At 50.4% G+C, this 25,292-nt stretch carries 24 protein-coding genes; 2 read left to right on the top strand and 22 right to left on the bottom strand.

Annotated elements, in window-relative coordinates; translation table 11 throughout:
- Positions 1 to 196: 196 nt before the first annotated feature.
- Entirely contained in the window at positions 197 to 1,492 is a 1,296-nt protein-coding gene (gene obgE, locus ACEPST_RS11770; RefSeq protein ID WP_204121471.1) for a GTPase ObgE, read from the bottom strand.
- An 88-nt stretch (positions 1,493 to 1,580) separates the two neighbouring features.
- Positions 1,581 to 3,398, bottom strand: a complete 1,818-nt coding sequence (gene uvrC / locus ACEPST_RS11765; RefSeq protein ID WP_204121472.1) for an excinuclease ABC subunit UvrC — start codon at positions 3,396 to 3,398, stop codon at positions 1,581 to 1,583.
- Positions 3,399 to 3,561: 163 nt separating this feature from the next.
- Between uvrC and ACEPST_RS11760 the strand changes: the two genes are divergently transcribed.
- Complete coding sequence (locus ACEPST_RS11760; RefSeq protein WP_125762950.1) at positions 3,562 to 3,750, top strand: SPJ_0845 family protein; 189 nt, start codon at positions 3,562 to 3,564, stop codon at positions 3,748 to 3,750.
- A 62-nt stretch (positions 3,751 to 3,812) separates the two neighbouring features.
- On the opposite strand, the gene ACEPST_RS11755 is transcribed toward ACEPST_RS11760, so the two are convergent.
- The 8 genes from ACEPST_RS11755 to rpsO form a co-directional block, all read right to left on the bottom strand.
- Complete coding sequence (locus ACEPST_RS11755) at positions 3,813 to 4,112, bottom strand: nucleoside triphosphate pyrophosphohydrolase family protein (protein ID WP_125762951.1); 300 nt, start codon at positions 4,110 to 4,112, stop codon at positions 3,813 to 3,815.
- A 2-nt stretch (positions 4,113 to 4,114) separates the two neighbouring features.
- On the bottom strand, positions 4,115 to 4,711 hold the full coding sequence (yihA, locus tag ACEPST_RS11750; RefSeq protein WP_203646891.1) for a ribosome biogenesis GTP-binding protein YihA/YsxC: 597 nt from the start codon (positions 4,709 to 4,711) through the stop codon (positions 4,115 to 4,117).
- Between the two features lie 188 nt (positions 4,712 to 4,899).
- Entirely contained in the window at positions 4,900 to 6,156 is a 1,257-nt protein-coding gene (gene clpX, locus ACEPST_RS11745) for an ATP-dependent Clp protease ATP-binding subunit ClpX (protein ID WP_203646893.1), read from the bottom strand.
- A gap of 216 nt (positions 6,157 to 6,372) precedes the next feature.
- The gene (tig, locus tag ACEPST_RS11740; protein WP_203646894.1) at positions 6,373 to 7,683 is read right to left on the bottom strand and encodes a trigger factor; all 1,311 of its coding nucleotides are present in this window, start codon (positions 7,681 to 7,683) and stop codon (positions 6,373 to 6,375) included.
- Between the two features lie 263 nt (positions 7,684 to 7,946).
- A complete protein-coding gene (tuf, locus tag ACEPST_RS11735) occupies positions 7,947 to 9,137 on the bottom strand; it encodes an elongation factor Tu (RefSeq protein ID WP_125762958.1) in 1,191 nt (396 codons plus the stop codon).
- A gap of 171 nt (positions 9,138 to 9,308) precedes the next feature.
- Positions 9,309 to 10,274, bottom strand: coding sequence for a hypothetical protein (locus ACEPST_RS11730; protein ID WP_204121474.1), 966 nt, complete (start codon positions 10,272 to 10,274; stop codon positions 9,309 to 9,311).
- Positions 10,275 to 10,355: 81 nt separating this feature from the next.
- Positions 10,356 to 12,227: a ribonuclease J gene (locus ACEPST_RS11725; RefSeq protein WP_204121475.1), complete on the bottom strand. Its 1,872-nt coding sequence runs from the start codon at positions 12,225 to 12,227 to the stop codon at positions 10,356 to 10,358.
- 210 nt (positions 12,228 to 12,437) lie between these two features.
- Positions 12,438 to 12,707 (bottom strand): 30S ribosomal protein S15, encoded by a 270-nt coding sequence (gene rpsO / locus ACEPST_RS11720; protein WP_125577216.1) that lies wholly within the window; start codon positions 12,705 to 12,707, stop codon positions 12,438 to 12,440.
- A gap of 277 nt (positions 12,708 to 12,984) precedes the next feature.
- On the opposite strand from rpsO, the gene rpsT reads away from it, so the two are divergent.
- Positions 12,985 to 13,239, top strand: coding sequence for a 30S ribosomal protein S20 (gene rpsT, locus ACEPST_RS11715; RefSeq protein WP_125762965.1), 255 nt, complete (start codon positions 12,985 to 12,987; stop codon positions 13,237 to 13,239).
- A 121-nt stretch (positions 13,240 to 13,360) separates the two neighbouring features.
- Here rpsT and holA read toward each other — a convergent pair whose 3' ends face one another.
- The 12 genes from holA to ACEPST_RS11655 all read right to left on the bottom strand — a co-directional run bounded on the left by holA (position 13,361) and on the right by ACEPST_RS11655 (position 25,292).
- Entirely contained in the window at positions 13,361 to 14,389 is a 1,029-nt protein-coding gene (gene holA, locus ACEPST_RS11710) for a DNA polymerase III subunit delta (RefSeq protein ID WP_204121476.1), read from the bottom strand.
- Positions 14,386 to 16,629, bottom strand: a complete 2,244-nt coding sequence (locus ACEPST_RS11705) for a DNA internalization-related competence protein ComEC/Rec2 (RefSeq protein WP_395390881.1) — start codon at positions 16,627 to 16,629, stop codon at positions 14,386 to 14,388. The genes holA and ACEPST_RS11705 overlap by 4 nt, the downstream gene beginning before the upstream one ends.
- A 23-nt stretch (positions 16,630 to 16,652) precedes the next feature.
- A complete protein-coding gene (locus tag ACEPST_RS11700; protein WP_204121477.1) occupies positions 16,653 to 17,132 on the bottom strand; it encodes a ComE operon protein 2 in 480 nt (159 codons plus the stop codon).
- Positions 17,133 to 17,176: 44 nt separating this feature from the next.
- Positions 17,177 to 17,914, bottom strand: a complete 738-nt coding sequence (locus ACEPST_RS11695) for a helix-hairpin-helix domain-containing protein (RefSeq protein ID WP_204121478.1) — start codon at positions 17,912 to 17,914, stop codon at positions 17,177 to 17,179.
- A 113-nt stretch (positions 17,915 to 18,027) separates the two neighbouring features.
- Positions 18,028 to 19,077 carry a SepM family pheromone-processing serine protease gene (locus ACEPST_RS11690; RefSeq protein WP_204121479.1) on the bottom strand — a complete coding sequence of 350 codons (1,050 nt, stop codon included), beginning with the start codon at positions 19,075 to 19,077 and terminating at the stop codon, positions 18,028 to 18,030.
- Positions 19,078 to 19,563, bottom strand: coding sequence for a pantetheine-phosphate adenylyltransferase (gene coaD, locus ACEPST_RS11685; protein WP_204121480.1), 486 nt, complete (start codon positions 19,561 to 19,563; stop codon positions 19,078 to 19,080). It lies immediately after the preceding gene.
- The gene (gene rsmD / locus ACEPST_RS11680) at positions 19,560 to 20,123 is read right to left on the bottom strand and encodes a 16S rRNA (guanine(966)-N(2))-methyltransferase RsmD (RefSeq protein ID WP_204121481.1); all 564 of its coding nucleotides are present in this window, start codon (positions 20,121 to 20,123) and stop codon (positions 19,560 to 19,562) included. Before rsmD ends, coaD begins: the two co-directional genes overlap by 4 nt.
- The gene (locus ACEPST_RS11675) at positions 20,120 to 20,413 is read right to left on the bottom strand and encodes a YlbG family protein (protein ID WP_204121482.1); all 294 of its coding nucleotides are present in this window, start codon (positions 20,411 to 20,413) and stop codon (positions 20,120 to 20,122) included. The genes rsmD and ACEPST_RS11675 overlap by 4 nt, the downstream gene beginning before the upstream one ends.
- Before the next feature lie 507 nt (positions 20,414 to 20,920).
- Positions 20,921 to 22,075: an FtsW/RodA/SpoVE family cell cycle protein gene (locus ACEPST_RS11670; RefSeq protein ID WP_204121483.1), complete on the bottom strand. Its 1,155-nt coding sequence runs from the start codon at positions 22,073 to 22,075 to the stop codon at positions 20,921 to 20,923.
- A gap of 152 nt (positions 22,076 to 22,227) precedes the next feature.
- Positions 22,228 to 24,072 carry a translational GTPase TypA gene (typA, locus tag ACEPST_RS11665; protein ID WP_203646927.1) on the bottom strand — a complete coding sequence of 615 codons (1,845 nt, stop codon included), beginning with the start codon at positions 24,070 to 24,072 and terminating at the stop codon, positions 22,228 to 22,230.
- Positions 24,073 to 24,208: 136 nt separating this feature from the next.
- Positions 24,209 to 25,000 carry an inositol monophosphatase family protein gene (locus tag ACEPST_RS11660; protein WP_203646929.1) on the bottom strand — a complete coding sequence of 264 codons (792 nt, stop codon included), beginning with the start codon at positions 24,998 to 25,000 and terminating at the stop codon, positions 24,209 to 24,211.
- A gap of 1 nt (position 25,001) precedes the next feature.
- The gene (locus ACEPST_RS11655; RefSeq protein WP_204121484.1) at positions 25,002 to 25,292 is read right to left on the bottom strand and encodes a UPF0223 family protein; all 291 of its coding nucleotides are present in this window, start codon (positions 25,290 to 25,292) and stop codon (positions 25,002 to 25,004) included.

Here is a 25,292-nt window from a genome sequence, read left to right as displayed (position 1 = left end):
TCAGCTGTGTCGATGGTGTTGGTTGGGGTTCTTTCCCAGCCTACAGCATGGGCCGACTTTGAAGACGTGTGATTTTCACGGCTTCAAAGCGAGGTGGAAGCCAGCTCTTTGGCTGGAACCGTGCCCCACAGCAGACGGAGTTTCTGGAAGCCGCAGGTGAACAGGTTTAACCCGTCCCGACAGCCGTTTAAACCAATTAAGCCATGTATTCGAAGGTGAAGTCGCCAATCTTAACCGAGTCCCCGTTTTGGGCACCGTGGCTCCGCAGGCTGTCGTCAACCCCCATCCCCCGCATTTGCCGAGCAAAGCGTAAGAGACTTTCTTCATGGTTGATATCGGTCATTTGGAACAGCTTCTCGAGCTTGTCGCCGCCCAAGATCCAAGTGCCGTCTTCATCCTGCGTCAGCGTAAATTCAGCTTCAGGCTTGAACGTGTATTCCGCAGAGGTGGCCACTTCTGGCTGCTTAACTGGGAATTGTGGTGTTTCGGCCAACATATCCGCCGTACGACCCAACAGTGGGGTCAACCCATCATGCGTCAATGCGGAGACCGCAAAGATTTCTGGGGTCTGTGCCAACAGCTTGTCCTGCTTCAAGTCTTCCTTGAATTTGGCCAGGTTGTCCGCTGAGTCCGGCATGTCCATCTTGTTCGCCACCACGATTTGTGGGCGCTTCAAGATATCTGGATCGTACGTCTTCAGCTCTTCGTTGATCTTTTCAAAATCCTCGTAGGGGTCGCGGCCTTCCAGCCCACTCATATCGATCAAGTGGAGGATGACCCGCGTCCGTTCAACGTGCCGTAAGAATTGGAAACCTAAGCCAACCCCGGTTGCGGCGCCTTCGATCAGACCAGGTAAATCGGCCATCACAAAGTCACGGCCATCGGGCAACCGCACCATCCCCAGGTTAGGGACCAGCGTGGTAAAGTGATATTCCGCAATCTTTGGCTTGGCACTCGTCACCGTGGACAGTAGCGTGGACTTCCCAACGGATGGGAACCCGACTAGCCCAACATCGGCCAAGACCTTCAATTCGAGTTGCACTTCAAACTCTTGACCAGGTTCACCGTTTTCGGCGATTTCTGGTGCCGGGTTCTTGGGTGAGGCGAAGTGAATGTTGCCGCGGCCACCACGACCACCCTTGGCAATCACGACCTCATCATCACTGGCAACCAGGTCGGCCATCACAGCGCCCGTTTCCAGATTGATGACCGTCGTGCCTTGGGGAACCTTGATGATGGTATCATCGGCGCCACGACCCGTCATGGATTTGATGGCGCCGTTGCCCCCGTTTTTCGCTTTGAATTTACGGGAGTACCGGAAGTCCATCAGGGTCCGTAAGCCTTCGTCGACTTGGAAGATGATGTTGCCACCACGACCACCGTCACCACCGGCTGGACCACCGTTTGGCACAAATTTTTCGCGCCGGAAGGCCACCATACCATTCCCACCGTTACCGGCCTTCACGTTAATTTTAACTTGATCTACAAACATAATTTTTATTCCTCGTTTTCTAAACCAGCGCGTGCTGCTTTCTCTCTAAGACTCCTGCTAGCCAGTATACCGGCAAACGGTCGCCACGTCAAAGTTTCGTTGGCGTCCGCGGGCTTTTTATTTCGGCCGTTTCGGTTGCCAGCGTGACGTGAATCGTCTGGGCCACGGGTTCGCTGATTCCCAGGCCCCGCAAGTCATCCACGGAAGCCTCGCCAATTTTCTTGGTCGAGCCAAATTTCCGCAGCAGTTTATTTCGCGTCTTGGGCCCCACACCAGGGATGCGGTCCAACCGCGAACTCAACGAGTGCTTGGTGTGAACCTGCCGGTGGAAGGTAATGGCGAACCGGTGGACCTCATCTTGCACCCGTTGGACCAGGTAGAAGCCCTGGCTCTTAGGGTCCAAATGAATGTGTTCATCGTTGGGACCAAACAACAGGTCGGCCGTCTTATGGTGGTCGTTCTTGACCATCCCGGCGACCGGAATGTGGAGGTCAAATTCGTCGGCTAAGACCTCCTTGACGGCATTCATTTGAATGTCGCCCCCATCCATCAAAATCAGGTCTGGCATGGCACCATGCTCCTTTAAGAGCCGGCCATACCGTCGCCGAATGACTTCCAGGGTACTGGCGGTTTCATCCGCGTGATCGACCGTTCGCAATTTATATTTCCGATATAACTTTTTGTTGGGTTGACCATCAACGAACACGACCATTGCGGAGACCAAATCGGCCCCCTGAATGTGCGAGTGGTCAAAGGCCTCAATCTTATGCCCGGGCGCAATCCCCAGGGCGTCGGTGATTTCCTTCATGGCACCCGTGGTCTTACTTTCATCCAGCTCCAACAGCCGAAATTTCTCGTCTAAGACCAGTTTGGCGTTCTTCCCGGCCATCTCCAGCAAATCGCGTTTGGTGCCCCGCTGCGGCGTTCTAACGGGCACCTTGAGCAGTTCCTCGATGACGTCGTGGTCAATGCTGGCTGGTACCAGGATTTCCCGCGGTAAAACCGTGTTTTTCCGTTGATAGAACTGCACAATAAAGCTCGCCAGCTCTTCTTCAGCGGAGTTCACGACGGGAAAGAGTCGCTTCTCCCGTTTCATCAAGCGGGCTTGCCGAATGAAGAAGACCTGAATCGATAACCAGCCCTTATCCAGGTAGAAGTTGAAGATATCCCGGGGCGTGTTGTCGTTGGAAATGATCTTTTGCTTTTCAACCGTGGCTTCAATGTAACGAATCTGGTCACGCAAATCAGCGGCCCGTTCGTATTCCATCTCGCCGGCGGCCTTGTCCATCCGCGTCGCGAGTTCCTTCTTGGCGTGGGCAACGTTGCCATTTAAGAAGGACTTGATCTTGCGAATCTGCTTGGCGTAGGCCTCTTCTGGCACCTCTTGGAAGCAGGCGCCCAGGCATTGGCCCATGTGATAGTACAGGCACGGCCGCCCCTGAAAGCCGGTGCATCGGCGTAAGGGGTAGACCTTCTGCAGGAAGTGCATGGTCTCCTCCGCGGCGTACACGTTGGGGTACGGGCCAAAGTAGTAGGCCCCGTCCTTGCGAATATCGCTGACCAGCAGGAGCTGGGGGTCCCGTTCATTGGTGATTTTAATGTAGGGGTAACCGGTCCCCCGCTTTAATTTAATGTTGAAGTAGGGTTGGTGCTTTTGAATCAGGGTGATTTCCAACAAGAAGGCTTCCTTGTCGGTCGACGTGATGATCGTTTCAAAGTCCACGATTTCACTGACCAGCTGAGCCGTCTTCCCGGTATGGCTGCTCTTGAAATACGAGCGCACCCGGTTCTTGAGGTTCTTCGCCTTCCCCACGTAGATGATCTGACTGTTGATGTTCTTCATCAAGTAGCAGCCGGGAAGGCCCGGCAGTAAGGCTAGCTTGTGTTCTAAATATTCCGACGCCAAGGAAAATCCCTCCCGTTTTTTATCGTTTAGATTAGCTTTTAAATTATAAAACGAATGTCTGTTTGGTGCAAGCGAAAGCCCCCGTCCCGCCGCTGCGGCCGAAAAAATGACAAATCCACCGAATTCTGCTATGATTACTGAAAAAGCAAGGAGGTGGTTCGATTTGGCATTGAAAGTCAAGCGTCAAGACGACCTGGATTCCATGTTCGGTAAGTTTGCCCAAATGGACCCGACCGACGTCAAGCGTGATAAGTTTCTGAAGCGCAACGACGAACACAAGAACGACAAAAAGGGTAAGGGCCTGATCAAGGACGATCAGATCAAACACGAAAAGAAGCACGAACACGACTAGGTCGTTGTTCCGCAAAAAGACCCCACGGGAATTTTTCCGTGAGGTCTTTTTGTTTACACTTATTAGTGGTTTGGTTGATACCCATGGGGATAACGCGCGTTAAGTCGCTTGATGTTATCCTGAGCGACCTCATCGAAGTCGATGTCGGCCCACTGGGAAATCTGACTCAGGTACCACAACACGTCGCCCATTTCTTTGACGATGGCATCGTGATCCAAGTCCTTGCCGTGGAAGGTGTAATTTTTAACCAAATCAACGACCTGGCCCGTTTCGCCGGCTAAGCCCAGCGCACAGTTCGTCAGGACCTGTTCGTTGCCGTACAGCGTCCGGTTCGCAGCTTTTTGATATTCGTTAAATTCCAAATTTATTCCTCCCCAAAGGCTTGTTGCTCAATCCAGTTCCAGACGGCATCCTTCCCAATCTTCTTGGGTGCCGAGAACATGATGATGTTATCTGCATCGCTAGGCAGATCCATCGTCTTCTTGATCAAGCTAACCGCTTGGTTCCACTTCCCACGCGCAATCTTGTCACTCTTGGTGGCAACGATCAGCGTTGGTAAGCCGTAGTAGGCCAGCCATTGATACATGGTCACGTCGGCCTCAGTTGGCGCATGACGGGCGTCCACGAGGGAAACGACCCCTTTTAACTGGTCACGTTGGGTCAGGTAGGTTTCGATCATGTTCCCCCACTTTTCCCGTTCTGACTTTGAAACCTTGGCATAGCCATAACCGGGGACGTCAACGAAGTAGAGTTGATCCTCCACGTTATAAAAGTTCAGGGTTTGTGTCTTCCCTGGTTGACTCGATGTCCGGGCATAAGAATTCCGGTTGATCAGGACGTTCGTTAGTGAGGATTTACCCACGTTAGAACGACCGACCAGCGCAATCTCTGGGTACCCCGTCGTTGGGTACTGCACGGGGTCTACCGCGCTCATGACTAATTCCACATGATTGACTTCCATTAGTTAGTCCATCCTCTCCAAAATATCTTTCACCATTTTAACACAGAACGACTGGCCACATGGCAAAATTTCTGAGGCGACGCGGTGGAAGCCAGCCATGACGGGCAACGAAATTTTTTAAAATGGTAAAATTCGTTCCACAAAAAAAGGAGCCAAGGCCTTCGCCCCGACTCCCGGTGACACAAAAATTATGACGCCTTTTGATCCTTTAAGACCAGCTCCGGTTCGGCATGGTCAGTAACCGTGTCGGCCGTAATAATGACCTCGGCCACGTCGTTACGACTTGGCAGATCAAACATGATATCGCGCATCACGTCTTCAATGATGGACCGCAAGCCCCGGGCACCCGTGTTCCGTGCGATGGCCAACTTCGCCATTTCACGTAAAGCAGCGGGCTGGAACTTGAGTTCAACGTTGTCCAAGGACAATAACTTTTCGTATTGCTTGACCAACGCGTTCTTAGGTTCTGTCAAAATCCGGACCAAGTCATTCTCGTCCAGTTTTTCCAGCGCCGTCAGAATTGGTAACCGACCAATAAATTCAGGAATTAACCCGAATTGTAAGAGGTCTTCCGGAATAACGTGTTGCATCAAGCTATCGCCTGAGGCCAACACGTTTTGTTCCTTGGTATCGGCACCGAAACCAATCGTCTGGTCACCCAAACGCCGTTTAACGATACCGTCAATCCCATCAAAGGCCCCACCAACGATGAATAAAATGTTGGTCGTGTCGATTTGAATGAATTCTTGTTGGGGATGCTTCCGACCACCCTGAGGCGGCACATTGGCAATTGTTCCTTCCAAGATCTTCAGCAGGGCCTGTTGGACCCCTTCACCAGAAACGTCACGGGTAATCGAAACGTTTTCGGCTTTCTTAGCAATTTTATCAATTTCATCGATGTAGATGATACCCTTTTCAGCCCGTTCAACGTCGTAATCGGCGCTTTGCAAGAGCTTCAACAGGATGTTTTCCACATCTTCACCCACATAACCGGCTTCGGTCAAGGTCGTGGCATCGGCAATGGCAAATGGTACGTTCAGAATCTTAGCCAGGCTTTGTGCCAGGTAAGTCTTCCCGGAACCAGTCGGTCCGATCACAGCGATGTTACTCTTCTGCAATTCAGGTCCTTCACTGTCGGCCTGAGCCATTTCATTGACCCGCTTATAGTGGTTGTAAACGGCCACTGAGAGGGTCCGCTTAGCTTCACTTTGGCCAATAACGTAGTCGTCAAGCGTCTTGACGATTTCAGCTGGCTTGGGCACTTCTAAGGTTTCTTGTGCGGCGTCTTGACTGAACTCTTCATCAACAATTTCTTTACAGAGGTCGATGCATTCGTTACAGATGTAAACACCTGGGCCAGCAACAATCTTCTCTACTTGATCTTGTGATTTACCACAGAACGAGCACGTTACTGGGCCATTCGTTTCGTCGGTGTTTTCAAACAAATAAACTCACCCTTTCTCTCCAGGCTTAAGCCTTAACTAAATGAATCATTTTTGGTCAGTTAACCCGTCGAACTAACCAGGTCTCCCATCAATCGTGTACTATACCACAGTTGACAGCACCTGAAAATTATTTTGCCTCGCACGACAAGTTTAAGATATAAGAAAAACCGGAACAACAGCGCCTGTCGTCCCGGTCATGTCTAATGGCAACGAATATTATTCGTCGTCTTCGGCATCCTTCTTCTTGTCTTGCTTAGCGGAGTCGGCAATTAAGTCAACGGCACTCTTGATGGCGATATCATGCTTCAACATGTCATCTGAAAGGGCACTGCGAACAGCACTTTCTTCCATACCGTATTGGGCAGCTAAGTCCTTAACTTCTGCAGCAACTTCGTCTTCGGAAGGTTCGATCTTTTCGGCTTCAACAACGGCTTCCAGAACCAAGTTGGTCTTAACCCGCTTGTCTGCACCGTCAGTGAATTGCTTACGCAAGTCGTCTTCGGTCGTACCAGTCAATTGGAAGTACATCTTAGGTTCGATACCTTGTTGTTGCATGTTAGCCAGGTATTGATCCATTTGACGGTCGATGTCATCCTTCAGCATAGCTGCTGGGATTTCAGCGATTTCAGCGTTGTCAACAGCTTCACTGATGGCTTCGTCTTCGATGGCTTCGTGAGCAGCAGTCGTCTTTTGTTCCTTTAAGTTGTCTTTAGTCTTAGCCTTTAATTCTTCTAAGCTGTCAACGTCTTCGTCAACATCCTTAGCGAATTCATCGTCTAAGTCAGGCAATTGCTTTTCCTTAACTTCGTGGATGGTAACCTTGAAAGTGGCTTCCTTGTCACGTAAGTCTTCGGCTTGGTAGTCCTTAGGGAAGGTAACCTTAACGTCCACGTTTTCGCCAGCCTTGTGACCAACTAATTGGTCTTCGAAGCCAGGAATGAAGGAGTTAGAGCCCAATTCCAGGGAGTAGTTATCAGCCTTGCCACCGTCGAATTGCTTGCCGTCAACGTAACCGTCAAAGTCGATAACAACCGTATCGCCCTTAGCAGCGGCTTCGTCTTCTTTCAAGACTAATTCAGCTTGTTGTTGACGTTGCTTTTCTAATTCAGCGTCAATGTCCTTTTGGTAAACACGGGTGTTTTGCTTAGTTACGCTAAGGCCCTTGTATTCGCCAAGCTTAACGTCAGGCTTGACCGTAACGTCAGCCTTTAAGACCCAAGCCTTACCCTTGTCCATGGATTCAACATCCACTTGGGGTTGGTCAACTGGGTCGATGCCAGCTTCTTTGATAGCAGCTTCGTAAGCTTCTGGCAAGACAATGTTTAAAGCGTCTTGGTAGAGTGCTTCTTCACCGTACATTTGGTTGAAGATTTGACGTGGAACCCGGCCCTTACGGAAACCTGGAACCGCTAAATTCTTCTTAGTTTGTTGGAATGCTTTGTCCAAGCCTTCCTTGATCTTATCAGGAGCAATTTCAAAGGTCAGTTCACCTTTAGTAGCATCCTTTTTTTCCCACTTTGCAGCCATTATTTTCCCTCCGAAATGAAAGATATTACTATTTACAATTCTAGCAATTGCATACTGTATTAGTGTACCTTATGGCGCCCAAATTGTAAAATGATTTTTGCTGAAACACCGTGAATGGCGCGGATTCTTTGCATATTTTCGTAAAAAATTCACAAATCGAAACCATTGGCCACTGAACACGGGTTTGAATTTCTGGTCAAAACAAAAGGGACCGAAAAGATAAACTTTTCGACCCCTCTTGCAGATACGCTAATTAATTAAAATTAGTCGTCAATTTCCGTAACGGTACCGGCACCAACGGTGTGGCCACCTTCACGAACAGTGAACTTCGTACCCTTTTCAATGGCAGCTGGTTGGATCAGTTCAACAGTGAACGTCACGTTGTCACCAGGCATAACCATTTCAACGCCATCAGGCAATTCAATTACACCAGTGATATCAGTGGTGTGGAAGTAGAATTGTGGACGGTAGTTGGAGAAGAATGGCGTATGACGGCCACCTTCTTCTTTGCTCAAGATGTAGACTTCACCCTTGAACTCCTTGTGCGTTTGGATCGAGCCTGGCTTAGCCAAAACTTGTCCACGAACAACTTGTTCACGGTTAATCCCACGGAGCAATGCACCAACGTTATCCCCGGCTTCACCAAGGTCCAACGTCTTACGGAACATTTCAAGACCGGTAACAGTGGTCTTCAATACGTCGTCATGTAAACCAACGATTTCGACTTCGTCACCAACCTTAACCATCCCACGGTCGATACGACCAGAAGCAACAGTCCCACGACCAGTGATCGTGAAGACGTCTTCAACTGGCATCAAGAATGGCTTGTCGTTTTCACGTTCTGGAGTTGGGATGTAATCATCAACAACATCCATCAAGTGAAGGATAACCTTTTCTTGTTCTTCGTCGCCTTCGAGAGCCTTCAAAGCAGAACCGCGGATAACAGGAATGTCATCACCAGGGTAATCGTATTCTGAAAGCAACTCACGAACTTCCATTTCAACTAAGTCGACAAGTTCGTCGTCGTCAACAAGATCAGTCTTGTTTAAGAAGACGATGATGTATTCAACACCCACTTGGCGAGCAAGCAAAATGTGTTCACGGGTTTGTGGCATAGGGCCATCAGTAGCGGCAACAACCAAGATAGCACCGTCCATTTGGGCAGCACCGGTGATCATGTTCTTGATGTAGTCAGCATGTCCTGGGGCATCGATATGCGCATAGTGACGCTTTTCCGTTTCGTATTCAACGTGAGCGGTGTTGATCGTGATACCACGTTCACGTTCTTCTGGAGCAGCATCGATATCAGCGTAATCTTCGGCCTTTGCTAAACCTTTGCTAGCAAGTACCTTAGTGATTGCAGCAGTTAACGTCGTTTTCCCATGGTCAATATGGCCAATAGTACCAATATTTACATGGGGTTTAGTTCTTTCATAATGTTCTTTTTCAGCCATTAATGAAACCCTCCTGTATTTTATCGCAAGCGCAATTTATCTTCCGAAGAAAACAAACCACCCTTTGCGTAAAATTATACTACTTCTTTTCAGAAAGGGAAAGCTGGAACCCTCCCAAAAAAGAATCCTTGACCAGTATATATGCTGAAGAATTATTTGTAAACTAAAATTTCACTCATTTTCGGGATTTTCGGGATTTTGTCCCCCGATTGCGCCGAAGAGTTCCGCCATGAAGCGGTTTAGCGTGGTTTGCCAGTCTTGCATTTCCTTAATCATTTCTTCAGAAACAGCCGTTGTCAGCGGTAATCCCGCGATAGTTTGCGCCCAACTGACCGGATCCGTGATGGTGCGGTCGATAAATGGGTACAGCATCATCAGCTGTAACGTAATCGTTTGCTGCAGGTTCGCTGCCAGCATCGGATCTCGCTGCCCTAAATCTTCCTGCAAGTATTTCTGAAATGCCACGGCGGCCTTGCTCGTCCCCACTGGCTGGAGATCCTTCACGGCCACGGTGTAGGTCTGATCATCCAGCCAGTGCAATTTGACTGTCTGATCGACGTGTAGCCGCATTAGGCCCTCCAACAGGTCTGCCCGCAGTAAGGGGTGTAAAAAGGGATCGACCAGTAGATACTGAACGCCCTGCAGATACATGGCTAATGGCAGCTGTCGGGCGTGCTCTAAGCGCTCCCGTTGTTCGTTAAAGGGAACATCCCCCAGATGATAGAATTGCTTGGCAATCACCCGTTGCGTTGCCGCGAGGGTCTCAGTCGAGGCTGCTTCGGCCGCTTCGATTTGCGCCAGTCCCCCTGCCCGCCAGGTTTCGGCCGCAGCCAGCGCACAAAATTCTCGGGCAAAAATAAATTGCTGGTTTTTCAAGGCCACATCCAGGCGCAACTGAAAATCCTTGGCCGACGTCAAATAAATACCGTTTTGTTCGGCGGCATACTGTTCGGCCATCAGGTATTTTTCGTTATGGTAGAGACTCACGACCACATAGCGGTTCAATTCGGGCGTTTGCTGGTCCTGATAGAGCGTTTCGAAGAGATCACTAGCAAGTGACCACTGACGACTTTCAAACGCGGCTACGGCCTTCTGATAGGCCTCATCACGGGCCGCTGGACTAGGGAAATTTGACATGGGTCTTCCTCCTTTGGGGATATCTCGTTGCCAACTCAAAACGGACCCCTGCCGAATCGGTAGGAGGCCCGCTCATTTTAATTAAGCTTGTTGGTCGGTCGTTGCGGCCGGCTTGTTGCTGTGATGCCGTTTCCGGTTACGATGTGGCTTATTCGCCGTTTTTTCTGCCTTAGCCGGTTGTTTCGTTTCTTTGGCTTTAGCTGACTTTTTCTTAGCCTTTGGCTTTGGTTGAGCAGCAGGCGTCTCTTCCTTACCGCCATCCTTCGCCTTGCTGGTGCTCCGCCGGTGATGTTGGTTAACTTCCATAATCACGGGCAAAATCACGGGACGCCGGTGCGTTTGTTCAAAGAGATAATGACTCAAGTGTTCCCGTACATCCTGCTTGAGGTGACCCCAATCGAACTCTTTGTTATCCAAATTATTTTGAACAGCCTTCCGAATGATTTGGGCACTCTCTTGCATCAGGTCCTTGTTGGCCTTCACGTAAACGAAGCCCCGTGACGTAATCTTAGGATCAGCCACGATTTGTTTCTTCTTCCGGTCAATGGTAACGACAGCGATAAAAATCCCGTCGTCGGCCAAGACTTTCCGGTCACGTAAGACAATGTTCCCAATGTCACCAACACCGATACCGTCAATCATGGTATCGCTAACGTCGATGCCTTCGCCTAAGCCCATGTTGCCCTTGTCATAGGTCAACACGTCACCCTTGGCCAGAATGAAAATGTGGTCAGCGGCCATGCCAAGTTCTTGCGCAGCTTCAGCGTGGGCGTTCAGTAAGCGGTATTCCCCTTGAATTGGGACCAGGTACTGGGGCTTCAACAGGTTCAGCATTAACTGCAGGTCGCGCTTATAAGCGTGGCCTGATGAATTCAGGTCATCCGAAATAGCCTTGACTTCGCCACCGGCCCGGTAAATCATGTCACGGGTCTGCGCAACCGTCGTATCCATGGCGTGAGATGGCGTGGTCGTGATGTAGACCAAGTCACCCTCTTGGATGTTTAAGTCTTTTTCTTGTTTGTTAGCCATCCGTTGAATTGCCTTGATGGGTTCACCCATCTTACCAGTTTGCAGGATAACTGTTTCGGCTGGTGACAGACTGTCCAGTTGGGCGGTCGTCACTAATAAGTCGTCGTCAAAGGACAACTTGCCCAGCTTCATCGCCGTGTTCACAATTTTTTCCAGGTCTTGGCCCGTCAGGCAGACCTTCCGTCCCGTCTTAGCGGCGGCGTCAAAGACCTGTTGAATCCGGAGAATGTTCGAAGCAACACAAGCAACGACCACCCGGCCATCGCGGTAATGGAAAGTTTCTTCAATGTCTTCCGCAATCGTTTGCTCTGAGGCATTCATCGCTGGATTTTCGGCGTTGGCGGAGTCACTCAGTACAGCGAGTACCCCGGCCTGACCAATGCTCCCTAACCGAGCATAGTCGGTTTGGTAGCCTGGCTTAGCGGTTTGATCGAACTTAAAGTCACCGGTATAGATGATTTGGCCTTCGTCAGTCTTCAAATCAATTCCCAATGATTCTGGAATGGAATGGGTCGTTGAGAAGAAGGAAACCACCACGTCACCGAAGTCGATTTCGGTTTTTTCATCAATAATGTGAAAATCATCGTAATCTTTGATCTTTGGTTCAGCAGCGACGCCAATTTTAGCCAAGGCAATCGTCATTTCGGATCCAAAGACGGGCACGTTAAATTCACTTAAGAAGTAAGGTAACGCCCCAATCGCATCGGCATGGCCGTGGGTCAAGAAGACCGCCACGATCCGATCCTTATTTTCACGTAAGTAAGCCCAGTCAGGAATGACCACGTCAATCCCCAATAATTCATTTTCCGGGTATTTTAAACCACAATCTAAAATGTAAATTCCGCCGTTAACATCGACGGCGTACATGTTCTTCCCATTTTCGCGGACACCGCCAAACGGGATAATCTTAATCTTCGCACTCATAAGTTCACCTCAAGATATCTTCAATAGTTTTTTTAATTCAATCCTGGTATTGATCACCAGTACTTTATGCTGGGTAGAATAACCCAGATTCGTCCATGATTAAACTTTCTTCAGTTTACCACACTTTAACCGTTTGCAGTACTAAGATGATAGTTGAGGCAAAAGAAAAAGCCCCTCGCCATTTCTGGCAAGGGACTCCGGTGCGACGAATTAACGACGCAGGCCTAAGCTCTTGATTAATTCACGGTAACGTTGAACATCAGTCTTCCGTAAGTAAGCCAAAAGGTTACGACGGTGACCAATCTTCTTCATCAAACCACGTTGTGAGTGGAAGTCTTTCCGGTGTTGTTGCATATGAACGTTGATTTCGTTGATATCAGCGGTCAAAACAGCGACTTGGACTTCGGTAGAACCAGTGTCACCTTCGTGACGAGCGTATTGCTTGATGATTTCGTTTTTCTTTGCTTGACTAATAGCCATGGTAAATATACCACCCTTCAAATAATTGCCCCAAACTGAGTAAGTCGGCGGTGGCCGCCTGGCGAACTAAGTTAGAGGTTTGTGCTTAAGCACAGTTATCTACTATACGGGACTTACCGATAAAGTGCAAGTTTTTTCCCCGATTGCCTATCAAGTAAAATTACTTTACATTTATCGCAACAGGGTCTTGCATTCGGCCCCGGCCTTCTGTATAATTACATACGTTGAAATTAAGATTTCCGGTACAAAGGATTTCTCATTCGGAGGTGAAATTTTCATGCCAATTATCAAATCAGCAATCGAACGTGCCAAGACCAACGTTAAGGCTAACGAACGTAACTCTGCTCAATTGAGCACTATGCGGACTGCCGTTAAGCGTTTTGAACAAGCTAAGACCGCCGGTGCCGACAACGCGGAAGACTTATTCCGTCAAGCTAGTGCTGCAGTTGACAAGGCCGCTTCAAAGGGCTTGATCAAGCGTAACAAGGCTGCCCGTGACAAGTCACGGATGGCTGCACGTTTAGCTAAGTAATCAATTAATCAAAACGATTAGATGATGCAATCAGGCGATTGACCACTTCGGTGGTTGATCGCCTTTTTTGTCGTCGAAAAAAGGTGCCGACATCCCCTGCCGGCACCACGCATATCTATGTTTAGGCAACTTGACTCGCAAATTGCGTCATGAATAACGAAAACAGCATCTCCGGTTCCATCGCCGTCGACTTCATCTGCTGCTCGACTCGGAAAAGTCCCAAGTATGCCCGGTTCAAATCGGTCAGCTTAAACCGTCGCTGACTCTGCAACGCCAGCTTAATTCGGTACGGGTGCACCTTTAAGATGCTGGCTAGCTTCCCCTGACTGTATCCCTGCTTGGCTAAGACCTTGGTCTGAATCAGCAGGCGAAATTGTCCCTGTAAAATGGCATTGATTCGTAGCGGTTCTTCCTTAGCCTGCAGCAGTTCCCGGTACAGCGTCACCGCCCCCGCTGTGTCCTTAGCCAAGACCCGGTTGACCAGGTCAAACACATTTTGTGTTAAGGTCTGCCGCACCAGTCCAGTGACGGCCGTCAGCTCAATCGTTTTGCTGGGCAAGGAGAAGAGTTCCAACTTAGGCAACTCACTCATCATGAGAGTCAAGTCCGCATCGGTTCGCTGAATCAATTCGTTCAGTGCGGCCGGTGCCATGCTATAACCATCCTGTTTGAGCTGGCCTTCAATAAACTGCCGCACCTCACGCTCCGCAAAGTTGCCGATTTCAATCGTCGTGGCAACTTTTTTTAATTGCTTCGACACTTTCTTCCGGCCATCCAGCTTCTCATACGGAGCAAAGAAGACCAGTACCGTACTGGGCATGGGGGCGCCCAAATACGTTTGGAGACTATCGATATCGTGATCGACCTTCTGTTTCTTCGTTTCACCGGTTAAAAATTGGGGGTTGTCGATGCAGACGACCCGCCGTTCGCCAAAGAACGGCGCCGCCATGGCATCATCCAGGGCGACCGCCAGCGGGACCGTGTCCATGTCATAGCTGGCAAAGTTCATGGTCTGTTCTTCGGCTGGCACACTATTCTTGAAGCCCATCTTTAACCGCCGCTGCAGATAATCCGCTTGGCCCAGAATTAAATAAACGTTGGCCAACTGCCCGCCGTGTTCGAGTGTTTTTAAAAGTTCATTGATTGTCACGACACTTGTGCCCCTTTAAGTTTAGTTTGCCAATACCCGTGCTTCCCCCGATAAACGTAGCGGATCATCCCGCTCGTTTGGGTACTCACCGCCGGCACCTGATTCTGTCGCAGCGTGGTGAGGGTCTCCGCATTCGGATGGCCATAACGATTCTGTCGGCCCGCAGAAATAATTGCCCACTTAGGTTTCAATTGAGCAATAAAAGCTGGTGCCGACGCCGTTTTACTTCCGTGATGTCCTAATTTTAACACGTCCGTGCGCAACTGCGGGTCCGCCGCCAACATTTTCTGTTCGCCGGCCTGGTCCAAGTCCCCCATAAACAGGAAATTCAGGCCGCCAAAGGTTCCCTGTAGTGCTAAGGAATTTTCATTTTCAGCCGGTGCGGCGTGATAAGGATGCCGCACCAATAGGGATACTTGACTGCCAACTTGAATGGGTTCGATTTTAACCGGCGTGGCACTGTTCTTCAATAAGCGTTGCCACCCTGGCTCTGCTTCCATCCCCGCTGGCACCAGCAGTCGCTTGACCCGCAGCTCCTGTAAGAAGGCTGGCAGGTCCCCAATGTGATCGGCATCGTGGTGGGTCAGATAAAGGTCATCCACGTGATCAATGCCCCGACTCTTTAAGTAATTGATATTTGTGCGCTCTGCACCGTACGTGGTGGGTGTTGGCGGGACCCAGTCGGCCTGAGGAAAGCCCAAGCGACCGCCGGTATCAATCAGTGAGATTCGCCGGTTGAAGGGCGTGCGCAACAGAATACTGTCTCCCTGACCCACATCAAAGTAAGCCACCTCACCAGACAGCGGTAAGTGAATCGTCCCGTAGACGAGGACATAACTCACCAGTAACGCCCAGACCCACCGCCGACGCTGTCGGGGTGCGCGGGTAAACAGCCACCAGGTTCCGGCAAGCCAGAGCCACGCCACCCACCACGCTGGTTTGCCAAAGGGCACATTTCCAGGTAGCGTTGCCAACCAGGCTAGACCATCGTCTAATCTCTTTAACAGGCTCGCACACCAGCGACTGACACCGGGCAACCAAGGAAACACTGCGGTTCCCAGCAACGTCACGGGTAAAATGACGATAGGAAATAATGGCGCCACCAACCAGTTGGCCAGTAGCGTCAGACTATGCCACTGAAACAAGCCGCTGAGAAGGCTGGGCAGGCCCAGTAACGTGAGGCCGACCTGCCGCCAGGCCTTGGACTCATCCTTCAGCAAAATCAGCCCCAGGGACAAGCCGTAGCTCAACTGACTCCCTAGCTCAAATAGTAACCCAGGATTCACCGCCAGCCCGACCAAAAAGGCCAAGGCCCACGCGTCCAGGGTGCTGAGCCGCCAGCCCAGGCGTTTACCCGTCAATTGAAGGCCACGCATCCAGCAGGCACGAAGAACCCCACTCCCACTACCAGCCAGGATGAAGTAAGCCGGCAAGCCAAGAAGCATCCCCGTCTCCCAGTGTTCGCGCTGCAGTCGCAGGTGCACACACAGCCACTCGACCGCCGTCAGAAGTAACGCCACGTGGAGCCCTGAAATCGCAAATAAATGGAGCAGACCTAACCGTTGCATCCCCTGTAGTTCAGCCACCGACTCTGCCGCCTTGGTACCCGGCAAAAGGCCTAGCGCGTAGACCCGTAACGCGCCAGGCAACCGCTCACAGGCCTGAATTAGCCGCGCTCGCCAATGATGTCCCCAGTCCGTAAACCCTGACATCAGCGTGGATTGGGCCCGCTCCCGACCGGTGATTGCCGTAATCTTTAGTGTCTTCACGATTCCCCGATGCCGCCAGTAAGCCGCACCATCGAATTGATTGAAATTTGTGGCCGGCAAAATGCCTTGTTGTTGGCCACTCACCCGCCAGACAGTCGCGTGGCTCTCATGCTGCAATTGCTGAAGCTCATCAGCCGTTTTCACCGCGCCCCGCACCGTTAAACCTTCGCCGGTCACAATATCTCGGGCCACAAAATAATAGGCTGCCCCGCGCAGAACCACGGCGTCCGGTTGCACGCGTAAGGTTCGATTGGTCAGTGTCGGGGTCGCAAATGGCAGTTGCCGGCGCGTTAGTGTCGCCTGTCGCATCCCCCAGAGCCCGCCAAATAAGCCGAGCAAGACCAGTGTCAATACCCAAATGGACCGCACTCTTAAGGTCCAAACCCGGGCCAACATCACACCCAGAAGAAGCGCACCGGCCCAGGGATGGCCGCCCATGATCACGCTCAGTGCTGCCACCGGCAGACTCATAAAGAACCAGCGGTCAGCCGTCACTAATCTTGTTTGGGTTGATCAAACGGCAACGTCGCCAGTAAAGCAGGATCAACGGTTACTTGATTTAACACCACATGTTTCAAATCGATTAACTTTTGGGCGTACGGGTCATTGTGATAACTTCGCATGTAAGTAATTTTACGAATACCGGCCTGCAGTAGCATCTTGGTGCATTGGAGACACGGAAAGTCCGTCACGTAAATTTCTGCCCCGTCCGTCGCCTCCCCAAACTTGGCGCACTGTAAGATGGCATTCATTTCCGCGTGAATGGTCCGAACACAGTGGCCGTCAACCATGTAACACCCCTCGTCCAAACAGTGGTCATCACCCGAAACCGAGCCGTTATAACCCGCCGCAATGATGCGTTTATCCCGAACCACGGTTGCCCCGACCGCCAGCCGGTTACAGGTGCTTCGCGTGGAAATCACTAGTGCCTGGAGCATAAAATATTGGTCCCAAGGAATCCGTTCTCGTTTCATCACAATTACCCCTTTAGCAATTTTATTTTTTAGTATACCACCAGTTAAGACGTCGTGAGTTGATCTTGTAAATTCGCCACCGTCTTCGCCCCAAAGCCAGGAACCTGGGCCAAATCGGCCACCGTCTGAAAGCTCCCGTGGGCCTCACGGTAATCAACAATCTTTTGAGCCTTCTTCTCCCCGATACCGGTTAGCTGCTGTAGGTCCGCCACCGTGGCCGTGTTCAAATTCACCACGGCCGTGGGCTTGTCGCTTCCCCCACTAGTAGCTGTCGCCTGGCTCCCTGACTTCTGAGTGCCACTACCAGAGGTTGCTGTTGCCGCACTGCTAGCCGGTGGCTTTTCTCCCTTGATGGGCACGTATAGCTGTTGCTGGTCGGTCAAGCGCGTGGCGAGATTGATCTGTTGCCGGTCCGCTCGACTAGTCAGACCACCGGCGGCCTTCAACGCATCGGCTACCCGCATGTCGGCCCCAAACTGATAGAGTCCCGGATGGGCAACCGCCCCCTGCACATCTACAAAGACCCGGGTATCGTGGCTACTCGCCTGACTGGACTGCCCCGCCATCGACTGAGTAGCTGGTCGATGACCACTGCTAATAGCCGACGACTGCTGCATTTGCCCACTCCCGGTTGCGGACGGAATCATGGTCGATTCGGCCGCCTGTGCGGGTTGCCGCAGCGCTAACCAGCCCCCCAGGACCACGACGCTAATCCCAATTGTTAATCCTAACCACCGTTGCTGCCGACTCAACGTCAACCACCATTCTTGTATGCGACTCATTTTGCGCCCCCTTTACAGATTAACTGCGTAAACGGGGCGCAAATATTTTTTATTTCGCCAAAAAATTTTCAAAAATAAAAGGCTGGAAAAATTCTCCAACCTCATCACACATCTTATTTATGTGTCTCCAAGTAGTGCACGGCGTCATTAAACGTCTTGACCGGCACGACTTTCATGTCTGGCGCATACTTCTTCGCCGTTGCTTTGGCCAATTGGTAATTGGTCTTGTGCTGCTCTTCGTACTTTAGCAAGAGCTTAGACGGTTTCACGTACGGTGCAAAGAAGACCGTCGCGCCGGCACGCTTGGCCGCGATAATTTTCTTATCGATGCCACCAATTTCACCGACGTTACCGTCACCATCAACGGTCCCGGTCCCCGCAATCTTCCGGCCGTGGCGCAAATTCTTGCCGGTGACCTGTGAGTAGACCTGCAGACTAAACATCAGCCCACCAGAAGGCCCACCGATTTGACCCGCGTCGATGGAGACCTTTGGCTTTGCGGTGACCTTAACGTTATCGGTCAGCGTGATGCCGATTCCCGCCTTTTTGGTTGGCAGGCGCATCAGCTTCTTGGTCACCCGTTTTGTTTGACCATTGTGCTTATACGTAATGGTTGCCGGTTTCCCAACAGTTTGCTTCTGGATGTAACGTTGGTACCCGACCATCGAATTAAAATGGCGACCGTTGACCTTGGTCACGGTATCGCCCACCTTAAGCTTACCAGCAAACGGTGACTTCGCATCCACGCTCAGCACGTAGATGCCCAGATAACGCCGCGTCACCGGCTTGTGGGCCGCCTGATAGGCCGTGTAAATGGATTCATTGATCGCACTCTGCATATAAAAGTCCTGAACCTTGTCATAGGTGGCATTACTTTCGCCCCCAGTAACATCATCCACACTTTCAATGCTGTAGTAAGAATTTAACTTCGCGTATAAATACGTGGCAGGACGCGCCTGTGACAGGGCCACGGACGTAATCATGTACTTGCCCCCATACTTATCGGGATGCCCCGGCATGCTCACAAATGATTTTAAATTATCCGCCTCGCCTGGTCCCTCAATGTACTTGGGGAGTGGCAGGAAGAAAAATGCCAAAACCAGCACCGAAAGGCCAATCGTTACGATAATTTGCCGCCACTCACGGCGGGTCAATTTCCACATTTACTGTTCACCTTCTAAGCGCGCAACCATGGCATGGGCCACCACGGGCGGCACCAAATTGGTGAGGTCCCCACCGAAGCGCGCGACCTCCTTTAACAGACTCGAGGAGACGAACTGATACTGGGGGTCTGCCATCAAGCAAACCGTATCAACATTGTGGTCCAGCGTCCGGTTCATCCCCGCGATGCCCTGTTCATACTCAAAGTCCACGCTGTTGCGAATGCCCCGGACCAGCACGGTCGCCTGAATCGACTGCATGAAGCTCACCGTCAGGCCACTTTCGACCCGCACAGTTACATTGGGCAAGTCTTTCGTGGACTCTTCAATAAAGGCCACCCGTTCTGCCGTCGTGAACAGGCCGCGCTTAGACGTGTTCTGCCCCACAGCGACGACCAGCTGATCAAAAATTTTACTGGCGCGAGTAATCAAATCCAGATGGCCATTGGTCAACGGATCAAAGCTGCCTGGAAAGACCGCAATCGTCATTCAGCGTCACTTCCCATTCCATAAATGGTCAGCTCAGTAATCCCGTAGTCCCGGCGTTCGATGAAGTGAAAGCCGTCAACGTCATCTGGTAATTTTGCCTGCTGGTCCGTTTCGCACACGATCCGAGCCGTTGGCGTCAACAGATTTAATTCCCGTAGCCGTGCCATCTGGTCCAAAATTTTTTGTTGGGCGTATGGCGGATCAAAGAAGACCAGGTCAAACTGGTCGCCACGGTCAGACAATTCCTGCAGCGCCCGGTTCGCGTCTCGCTTTAAAATTTCAAAACGGTCCACGTCTTTGGTAACCGCTACGTTGTCCTTGATCGTTTGGATTGCCGCGTACTGGCGGTCAATCAAAACGGCCTGTTCGATTCCCCGGGAGACGGCTTCAATGCTGAGGCCCCCGGAACCGGCAAACAGGTCCAGACTCCGGCCACCCTCAAAGTAAGGTCCAATAATATTGAACAGGGCTTCCTTAACTTTATCCGTGGTTGGTCGCGTGGCCATGCCAGGAACGGCCTTCAACCGCCGGCCACCAAAATCACCAGCTACAATTCTCATTCTTCATCATCCTCTGCTTCAGGGTCTTGGTGGGCCGTCATCTCTTCGGCGACCCCGTTAAACGTTTCACTGATTTCTGGCCGTGCCGAAGCCACTACGCGCTTCACAAAACGCAATTGACTCAGCTGGTCAGTTAAACTCTTGACGTCCTCTTGATCGACGTAGAGGACCACGTAACGCATCTTCTTTGACACGTACATCACGGTCCCGTAGCGTTTTAGTTGGCGCGTCTGCTTTAAGCTATAGGTATAGACAATCAGACTCTGCCGCGCTTGCATTTCAAATGCCATTCGTTCGTCCTCCTTCTTTTACGGGCTAGGCTTGCGTGTCCGTCGCCTTACCGGGCGGTGAAAATAAGTCGGAACGCGGTGGGCGGACACCCGGAGCGGACACCCGGAGCGGACACCCGGAGCGGACACCCGGAGCGGACACCCGGAGCGGACACCCGGAGCGGACACCCGGAGCGGACACCCGGAGCCAAGAACCGGTCTCCGGGCTCGCTTTGTGCCTCAAAGACCGAGTCACAAAGACGCCAATTTTCTAAGCGATAAATCGCTAAGAGAATTCCCACGGCTGAACTTATTTTCACCGCCCTCACGGCTGACACGCAGTTAGCCCGTCAATCACTTGCCTGTCTCTTACTTAATCCACCAAACAGTCTATGACTGCGGCTAACACTAGTTCAGCCCATACAGAACTTTGCTATCATAAGTTATCATTTATTACTCAGAAACAATTTGCGTTATCTCTAATGACATCAGGAATAGATTGGTATCTCAATACTTATACCTCACAAACTAGTTCGTCATCCGATAACGCTTCTGCCGGGCACTAATGTTCATCACGACCCCCATTACCAGCGCCAGGGTCCAAGTACTAGAACCCCCGTAACTGATGAACGGGAACGTGACCCCGGTGATTGGGAGGAAGCCTAAGACCCCACCCAAGTTAAACGACGTTTGGACGGCTAAATAAGTAGCTGCCCCGTAACACACTAGCGATTGATAGGTCGAATTGCTCCGAACACCAATCAGTACGGTCCGTAAGATAATCACAAAGAGTAACGTTACAACGGCCAGCGCCGTGATCAAGCCTAACTCCTCGGTCAAAATAGCCATGATAAAGTCGGTATTGGGTTCGGGTAGGTACCCCGTTTTTTGGATACTATTTCCCCAACCGACACCAAAAATCCCGCCATTACTAATCGCGTAGTAAGAATTAACTAACTGTTGCCCCACACCCTGAGCATGCTCAAAGGGGTTCATGAAGGCCACGATTCGTTGTAACTGATACGACCCTTTTCCTGCAGACGACGATGCTAACCAGGAAAGCGCCGGCATAAGCACAAAAATTCCGCCAGCAATAATTCCGGTAAAAATAATCTTAGCCCAACGTGAGGCAAACCCACTGCTTAAGAACAGGACAAACATGATAGCGCCGTTGATGGCTGCGCCCCCTAAGTCGGGTTGTCTCACAATCAAGACCAAAATAATCGCGCAAACTAATAACGGCTTTTGCATCGTCGACAGCCAACTGTATTCTTCCAAGTCATCCTGGCGGTTCGTGATGACGTTTGATAACCAGATAATGATATAAAACTTAATGAATTCGGCTGGTTGAATGTTGATGGGCCCAAGGCTGATCCAGCCAGCGGCCCCATTGACGGTTTCACCCTTGATTAGCAGGAAGAACAACGCCCCGTAGGCAAAGTACCCGGCAATCTTCAACAATCGTTTATTCCGCAATTTATTAATGTTCATCATAATCATGAACCCCAGGATAGCTAATCCCAGGAAGACATACAGAGCCTGCTTAATTAAATAACTACCCGGACTCCCCCCATTTTGCGTGCCGATGTCAGCACTGGCAGAATACACCATCACAATCCCGAAGACACTCAAAATCAAATAAGGCACCAGTAACCAATAATCTAAATATTTTAACTTTCGCATACGATTGATTCGCTCCAAGTCTACCGCCGTCTAGCGGTAATCGAATGTTTACATTATAGCATAGCTCACTCCTGATTTTGGCACAAAAAAAACGGTAAGGCCCGTGAGTTCCCTCACTAGGTCTTACCGTTAAAATTTATTTAAGGTTTAAATTACTTCCGTGAAGCAGTCTTCCGCTTCTTGGCAGCCTTTTCACGTTCACCGGTGTTCAGAATTTGCTTCCGAAGACGAACGTGTTCTGGGGTGATTTCACAGTATTCATCTTCGTTGATGAATTCCAGTGATTCTTCCAAGGACATCTTCAAAGGTGATTTAACCTTGGCGATATCTTCAGAACCAGCGGCCCGGACGTTGGTTTGGTTACGACCACGCGTGATGTTGACAGAAATGTCGTTGTCACGGCTGTTTTGGCCAATAATCATGCCTTCGTAAACTTCAGTCCCGGCATCAGTAAAGATGATCCCACGGTCTTGCACAGCCATGATAGCGTAAGTCGTTACCTTACCAGAGTTGATGGAAACCAAAGTCCCGTTATGACGACCAGGGTTCCAGTTCTTGATAACTGGCATGTACTTGGAGAACGTGTGGTTCATGATCCCGTATCCACGAGTTAAGGACAAGAATTCAGTTGAGTAACCGATTAACCCACGTGATGGGGCAATGAAGGTCAAACGCGTTTGACCATTCCCAACGGCTTCCATGTTCTTCATTTCACCCTTACGCTTAGATAAGGTGTCAATGATTGAACCGGTGTATTCGTCAGGCGTATCGATTTGAACTGATTCGAATGGTTCGCAACGAACGTTATCGATTGTTCTGTAGATAACTTCTGGACGAGAAGCTTGCAATTCGTAACCTTCACGACGCATCGTTTCGATCAGGATGGACAAGTGAAGTTCACCACGACCAGAAACGACCCAGGCACCAGGATTGTCGGTGTCATCGACACGTAAGGAAACATCGGTATGCAATTCACGCTTCAAACGTTCTTCGATTTGACGAGACGTCACGAACTTACCTTCGCGACCAGCAAATGGTGAGTCGTTGGTCCGGAAAGTCATTTGCAGCGTTGGTTCGTCAATCCGTAAGACTGGAAGTGGTTCCAGCGTGTCAGGAGCCACAACAGTTTCCCCAACGTTGATTTCATCCATCCCAGATACGGCAATCAAGTCACCGGCTTGGGCTTCGTTGATTTCCAAACGCTTCAAACCGAAGAAACCAAATAACTTGGTAACCCGGAAGTTTTGCTTAGAACCGTCAAGCTTCATAACAGTAACATTGTCACCAACCTTAACCTTCCCACGGAAGATCCGGCCAATCCCAATCCGACCAACGAAATCGTTGTAGTCGAGCATGGCAACTTGGAACTGTAAGGGTTCGTCAGTGTTGTCAATTGGGGCTGGGATGTGCTTGATGATAGTGTCAAAGACAGGCTTCATCGTGTGTTCTTGTGAGGAGATTTCTGGCTCGTAGCTAGAAGTCCCGTTCATAGCTGAGGCGTAAACCACTGGGAAGTCCAATTGGTCTTCGTCCGCACCTAATTCGATGAAGAGGTCTAAGACTTCGTCAACGACTTCGGAAGGACGGGCGCCTTCACGGTCAACCTTGTTGATAACCACGATTGGGGTTAAGTGTTGATCGAGGGCCTTCTTCAAAACGAAACGGGTTTGTGGCATCGTACCTTCGTAGGCATCGACAACCAACAGAACGCCGTCAACCATGCGCATGATCCGTTCCACTTCACCACCAAAGTCGGCGTGTCCTGGGGTATCCAAGATGTTGATTTGCTTGTCGCCGTAACGAACAGCGGTGTTCTTGGACAGGATCGTAATGCCCCGTTCCTTTTCGATTGCATTAGTATCCATGGCACGGTCGTCAATGGCCGTGTGTTCGTCTAACGTATCGGATTGTTTCAGCATTTCGTTAACCAGGGTCGTCTTCCCGTGGTCAACGTGGGCAATGATGGCAATGTTACGGATATCATCTCTGATTTTCAAGTGTATTTCTTCCTTTCGTGCTTGGTGAATTAGATGGATCACGGCATGCTTACGTCTGTAAGTACGCTTATTGTAGCGTCAATAGCTGGTAAAGTCCATCCGTATCGGCCAGCCGCATAAAAAAACTGTGACAGGGTCACAGTGAGACGTCATCTTCTTCGATTCGGAGAATATCACGTTGCGCTTTTTTCGTCGCTACTAGTACAAGATTAGATGATAACATATCGAGTGGTTTTCCGTCAATAGTCGACACTTGAACCCCCAACTCATTTAGCAGGACTTGACCTGCCGCGATGTCCCAAGGTTTCAGGTGCGAAATGTACCCCAGCGTCTTGCCATTCATGATATTAATCATTTCGATTCCGGCACTTCCCAGGACGCGCATTCCCGAACTAACGTGAATAATTTCTTGCATGTGCGCCACATCATGAATCACTAAGGGACCACTGGCACCAATCAAGCCATCGGCCAACGCAATATCAGCCGGCGCTGCGAGTTGCCGATCATCGGCCCAAACGCCGCCCAGTTGCGGTCCACCGTGGTACAGCACGTCATTCATGACATCATAGATGTACCCTAACTGACCAACGCCGTCCTGGTAGATGCCAATCATGATGGCAAAGTTATCTTGCTGTTTCACAAAGTTCATCGTGCCATCGATGGGGTCAACGATCCAGACCCGACCGTCGAGACTGGTGAGTTCATCCCCAAAGCCCTCTTCGCCTAAAACCTGAGCGGTGGGATCAATTTCGCGAATACCGGCAATCAAAAATTTTTCATTGGCGCGGTCCACGTTGGTGACTAAATCTTTGCGATTGCTCTTTTCAGCGACCGTCAAAGGATCTTGCATTTTCGTTAAAACCCGTTGCCGAGCCTCTTTTAATAACTTAATAATTGCGGTGTTGAGTTGCTGCCAATCTTGGCTCATGCTACGCCTGTCCTTTCATCTTAATCTGACCATCTTCCTGCCGGGCACGTTTCATCGTCCGGTAAATGCTATACCCAGCTGCCTCTTCAAAAGACTTATCGAGCTGTTTTTCCATAAATTTTTGCGGAACGACCGTCTGAAATGCCCGGTAGGCGTTCAGCAAGTCACTGCTAGCCACGCCGTGTAGCAACTCATACGCGTCTTCTACCCGTTGATAGAGCGTGGTCACCGCAACGATGTCTTCCGTCGACCAATCTGGTTCTAAGGGGTAAGCATAATTATTTGGTTCCAT

Origin of the sequence: Levilactobacillus sp. FUA 3915, from assembly GCF_044053135.1 — a bacterium.
Classification (GTDB): domain Bacteria; phylum Bacillota; class Bacilli; order Lactobacillales; family Lactobacillaceae; genus Levilactobacillus; species Levilactobacillus lanxiensis.
This window is presented reverse-complemented; position numbering and strand designations above follow the sequence as displayed.